General features: G+C 66.1%; 5 protein-coding genes and 1 pseudogene. All 6 read right to left on the reverse strand.

Features of this window, described 5'->3' with window-relative positions; genetic code table 11:
* Positions 1–44: 44 nt before the first annotated feature.
* On the reverse strand, positions 45–1,118 hold the full coding sequence (gene chvE, locus ACXJL8_RS33710) for a multiple monosaccharide ABC transporter substrate-binding protein (protein ID WP_456622294.1): 1,074 nt from the start codon (positions 1,116–1,118) through the stop codon (positions 45–47).
* Positions 1,119–1,189: 71 nt separating this feature from the next.
* Positions 1,190–2,068 (reverse strand): SMP-30/gluconolactonase/LRE family protein, encoded by an 879-nt coding sequence (locus tag ACXJL8_RS33715; RefSeq protein ID WP_456622298.1) that lies wholly within the window; start codon positions 2,066–2,068, stop codon positions 1,190–1,192.
* Positions 2,068–3,147, reverse strand: a complete 1,080-nt coding sequence (locus tag ACXJL8_RS33720; protein WP_456622293.1) for an aldose epimerase family protein — start codon at positions 3,145–3,147, stop codon at positions 2,068–2,070. The genes ACXJL8_RS33715 and ACXJL8_RS33720 overlap by 1 nt, the downstream gene beginning before the upstream one ends.
* Positions 3,148–3,149: 2 nt before the next feature.
* Entirely contained in the window at positions 3,150–4,076 is a 927-nt protein-coding gene (locus ACXJL8_RS33725) for a Gfo/Idh/MocA family protein (RefSeq protein ID WP_456622292.1), read from the reverse strand.
* On the reverse strand, positions 4,073–4,849 hold the full coding sequence (locus ACXJL8_RS33730; protein WP_456686349.1) for a FadR/GntR family transcriptional regulator: 777 nt from the start codon (positions 4,847–4,849) through the stop codon (positions 4,073–4,075). Before ACXJL8_RS33730 ends, ACXJL8_RS33725 begins: the two co-directional genes overlap by 4 nt.
* Positions 4,846–5,035 (reverse strand): annotated as a pseudogene (locus ACXJL8_RS33735) (sugar ABC transporter permease YjfF); the annotation flags it as partial. The gene ACXJL8_RS33730 and the pseudogene ACXJL8_RS33735, both read right to left, overlap by 4 nt.

A 5,035-nucleotide genomic window follows, 5' to 3' on the forward strand; every position in this document is an offset into this window, starting at 1 on the left:
CCCCGACCCTCTCCCCGCAAGCGGGGAGAGGGAGAAGGAGAGTCCTACTGGAACTGCGACTTCTTGTAGTAGCCGCTGTCGACCAGAATCTTCTCCCAATTGTCCTTGTAGACCACGACCGGCTTGAGCAAATAAGACGGCACGGTCTTGGCGCCATTCTCGTAGGTCTTGGTGTCGTTGACCGTCACCTGCTTGCCGGCGAGCGCGGCATCGACCATGTCGGCGGTCACCTTGGCGAGATCGCGGGTGTCCTTGAAGATGGTCGAATACTGATCGCCGCGCAGCATCGCCTTGATCGACGGCACCTCGGCGTCCTGGCCGCTGATGACAGGCATCGGCTGGTCGGCGCTGCCATAGCCGACGCCCTTCAAGGACGAGATGATGCCGATCGAGAGGCCGTCATAGGGCGACAGCACGGCGTGGACCTTCTTGTTGCCGTAATAGGCGCTGAGCAGATTGTCCATGCGGGCCTGCGCAGTGGCGCCGTCCCAGCGCAAGGTCGCGACCTTGTCCATGCCCATCTGGCCGGAAGCGACGACGAGCTTGCCGCTGTCGATGTACGGCTTCAGCACGCTCATCGCGCCGTTGTAGAAGAAGTAGGCATTGTTGTCGTCGGGCGAGCCGCCGAACAGCTCGATGTTGAACGGACCCTTGCCCTCCTTCAGGCCGAGCCCCTGCACGATCGAGTCAGCCTGGAGCACGCCGACCTGGAAATTGTCGAAGGTCGCGTAATAATCGACGTTCGGCGTGCCGCGGATCAGGCGGTCATAGGCGATCACGGTGATGCCCTTGGCCTTGGCCTGCTTCAGCACGTCGGAGAGCGTGGTGCCGTCGATCGCGGCGATCACCAGCGCCTTCGCGCCCTTGGTCACCATGTTCTCGACCTGCGAGAGCTGGTTCGGAATGTCATCCTCGGCATATTGCAGGTCGGTGTTGTAGCCGCGCTCCTTCAGCACCTTGACCATGTTGTTGCCGTCGTCGATCCAGCGCGCCGAGGATTTTGTCGGCATGGCGATGCCGACGGTCGCCTTGTCCTGGGCGGAGGCGGGAACGCCCGCGACCAACGCGGCAGCGCCGGTCAGGGCGAGCGCGAGGAATGTCGTCTTCAGTTTCAGCATGTTTCACTCCCTTTAAGTGTCAGACTGTTTTTCGTGTCGTCGAGAACGCGATGTGGGCTGCCTTTCGTCTCCTATGCAAGCTTGACGTCCGGCTCCGCGCGACCGCGCGCGGAGACCTCCAACAGAAAGGTGCAGCCGGCCTGCGGATCGGCGGCGCGCGCCGCATCGTCCATGTCCTGCCAGGCAGAGGTCACCAGAAGGCGCGACAGATCGGGGCCGACGAAGGCCGGGCAGCTCGCCTGCTTGGCCGGCACGCTGAGCGAGCGCAGCCGCTCGCCTTGCGGAGAGTAGACATCGACGCGGCTCGCGCCCCAGCACGCATTCCAGATCTGCCCGTCGGCGTCGCACACCGAGCCGTCAAGGCCGCCGATGCCGGTGTGGCGTAGCAGCACTTCCGGCTCGCCGCGCGGCAATCCGGTCGCAGGATTGAGCGGGACGGCGTAGAGCACCGCGCGCGGGGTGTCGGTGAAGTAGCCGGTCGCGCCATCCGGCGAGAAGCAGATCGAGTTGGGAATGCTGATGCCGGGAAACAGCGTCGAGATCTTGCCGCGGTGGAGCGCGTAGATCGCCCCTGCCTTCGGCTCGGCCTTCTTGCCCATGGTGCCGATCCAGAACGTCCCGGACTGGTGCACGCGGCAATCATTGGAGCGCGTCGCGGGATTGTCCGCCTCAAGCGGAAGGAACAACGTCATCGCGCCGTCGGCGAGCTTGCGGATGTAGAGGCCATCCTCGGCCACGACCAACTGGCGCTCCGCATCGATGCGCCCGAGCGCGCTCGCCATCCGGCCGAGCGCCTGGACGCGGATGCTGCCGCTGCCAAGGTTCGCCTCGAACAGCCGCCCCTCGCGGATATCGAACCACCACGCCGTATCGGTGGTCACATCATAGGTCGGACCTTCGCCGAGATGACACGGTTCGGCAGATAAAACAGACGTCGGCACCTCTTCCATCATGGCGTCCTCACCGCAAAGCGATAGGCCGTGTGATGGCGATAGACTTGGCCGGGATCGAGGCGCGGGCTCGGGAAATCCGGCCGGTTCGGCGCGTCAGGCCAAATGTGCGGCTCCAGGCACATGGCGTCCGATTGCCGGATGAGCTTGCCGCCCTTGCCCGACATCGTGCCGTCGAGATAGTTGCCGGAATAGACCTGAAGGCCGGGCTGATTGGTGAGAAGCTCCATGATCCGTCCCGAACGCGGTGCCTCGAGCCGTGCCGCGAGGGCCAGCTTGCCGTCGCGCGCGAGGCAGTAGGTGTGGTCGTAGCCCCTGCCGTTGCGGAGCTGCTGGTCGCTCTCGCGGATGCGCTCGCCGACGGGGCGGGCGTCGCGGAAGTCGAACGGCGTGCCGGCCACCGCGCGCGGCGGCTCGGGCAGCGGGATGGCGGTCGGGTCGATCGCGAGAAACTGCTCGGCGGCGACCATCAGCCGATGATCGAGGATGGGTGTGCCTGACGTCGCGCCTTCCAGATTGAAGAAGCTGTGGTTGGTCAGGTTGACGATGGTCGGCCGGTCCGTTCTGGCCTCCATAATGAGGGACAGCTCGGCCGGACCCGTGACGCGGTAGGTCAGCTGCACATCGAGCTTGCCCGGATAGTTCTCCTCGCCGTGCGGGCTCGTGTAGGTCAGCGTCACCGCAGGCTCGGCGCCCTCGTCGATCGCCGCAATGCCCCAGAGCTTGCGATCAAAACCGTCGAGGCCGCCGTGCAACGCATTCGGGCCGTTGTTGACGGGAAGCTGCACGCTCTCGCCATCGAGCGAGAACTGCCCCTTGGCGATGCGGTTGGCGTAGCGGCCCACGGTGGCGCCCAGAAACTTGCGTTCGGCGAGATAGCCGGCGAAAGCGTCATGGCCGAGCACGACGTCGTCGTAGTTTCCCTTGGCGTCCGGTGCGGTCAGCGCCTGAAGCACCGCGCCATGGGTGATGATGCGGGCCTCGAACCCGCCCTCCCCGCGCAGCACGATGCGTTCCACGGCGCGTCCGTCCGGCAGCGTTCCAAAGACGTCTTTTTCTATTTTCCTTGAGCCAGCCATGATCAGTCCACGAACGGTTCGACGATGCTGCGCTTGCCGAGCAGGAAGGCATCGGCGACGAGACGAAGCGGCGCAAGGTCGACGTCGCTCGCCCCGGTCGCGGCGAGCTCGACGAAGCGCCGGTAGAGTCCGCGATACTCCGTCTCCGGGCCCTCGGCAACGACATTGCCATCGACGGCCATGCGCACGCCGCCGCCGGATAAATTCATCCGCCCCCAGTCGGTGTCCGCGACGATATCCCAGCTCTGCGGGCCGGTCTGGCGGAAATCGAATTCAGCCGAGATCGGCAGTCCGGTCGCATCGGCCAGTGTCAGGTTCGCCGCAATCGGCGCCTGGCGATTGGCGGGGAACGACAGCTCGGCCGAGGTGACGAACACCGGCCGCGGCAGGATGTGGGTCAGGATCGAAAGCGCATTGATGCCGGGATCGAACACCCCGAGCCCGCCGGGTTCCCAGATCCAGCTCTGTCCGGGGTGCCAGACGCGGACATCCTCCTTCCAGCTGATGTCCACGGACGCGATACGGCGCGGCGCGAGCCATTCGCGCGCCGGTTCGACCGCCGGCGCATGGCGCGAGTGCCAGGTCGCAAACAGCGACCGCTTTGCTTGCGCGGCCATCGCAATCAGCGGATCGAGCTCGGCAACACCGGTGCCGGGCGGCTTCTCCAGCATCACATGCTTGCCGGCGGCGAGCGCCGCCATGGCCTGCGCGCGCCGCACCTGCGGTGGCGTGCACAGCGAAACCGCATCGATCGGCGGCCCTTTTTCCAGCAATTCCTCGATGGTCGCAAAATGCGGCAGGCCCGGCAGCGAGGCGTTGCGGCTCGCAACCGCAACAAGCGTCGCGCCCGGTGTCGCGGCGATCGCGCCGACATGCTGGTCGCGTGCGATCTTGCCGAAGCCGACGATGGCGATGCGAAGTTCCGTCACGATCTCTCTCCAGCTTCCGACGATGGCAGCGCATCGGCCGGCGCGGTCTCGATCACCGTGCCTTCATGGCGGCGCATGCCGTTGTGAATGACATAGACCATGGCCTCGGACGCCGTGTCGGCGTCACCCGCCGCAATCGCGTCGACGATCTTCTGGTGCCAGAGCAGCACGGTGTCGCGGTCGTCCGGCTCGACCGGTGCGCTGAGCAGAAACGACGCGCGCAGGGCCGCTTCGATCACATGGCCGATCGAGCGCATGAACAGATTGCCGGACGCGCGCGCCACGCCGACGTGAAGCGCGAGGTCCGCGTCGGCAAAGCTGACGGAATCGGAGGCTTCGCGCCGCATGCGCTCCATGCTGCGCCGCAGCTCGGCGAGGTCCTCCTCCGACCGGCGCGCGGCCGCGAGCATCGCCGCGCGCGGCTCGACCGCGAGGCGAATTTCGGCGAGGTCGTTGAGGAAGCGCTTGTCGATGCCGGCATCGAGATGCCAGGCCAGCACGYCGGCGTCGAACATGTTCCAGGCACCGCGTTCGCGCACGACGGTGCCGACCCGGGCCTTGGTGGTGAGGAGCCCCTTGGCCACCAGCGTCTTCACGCTCTCCCGCAACACCGGCCGGGATACGCCGAACATCGCGATCATCTCGGCATCGCCCGGCAGCCGTGTGCCTTCCGCGTAGCGGCCCGCGATGATGTCGACGCCGATCGAACGGGCCACTTCCGCGTGGTTGGAATGGGCCCGCCGCGTCGGGATGACGACGATACGCGACGTCATGAGGCGGCTCCTGCACTCTTCGCGACCGGCCGGCGCGCGAGCGCGACCAGCGCCTGCTGCAACGCGATGAAGGCGAACAATAGCACGCCGGTCGCGATCTTGGTCCACCAGCTCGACAATGTCCCGTCGAAATTGATGTAGGTCTGGATCAGGCCCTGGATCAGGACGCCGAGGAAGGTGCCGACC

The sequence above is a fragment of the Bradyrhizobium sp. P5_C11_2 genome (assembly GCF_054049755.1).

What these genes read in the sequence shown, in the direction of transcription:
- ACXJL8_RS33715 (WP_456622298.1), bottom strand. Translation starts at nt 2,068, where the DNA reads ATGGAAGAGGTGCCGACGTCTGTTTTATCTGCCGAACCGTGTCATCTC.
- ACXJL8_RS33720 (WP_456622293.1), bottom strand. Translation starts at nt 3,147, where the DNA reads ATGGCTGGCTCAAGGAAAATAGAAAAAGACGTCTTTGGAACGCTGCCG.
- chvE (WP_456622294.1), bottom strand. Translation starts at nt 1,118, where the DNA reads ATGCTGAAACTGAAGACGACATTCCTCGCGCTCGCCCTGACCGGCGCT.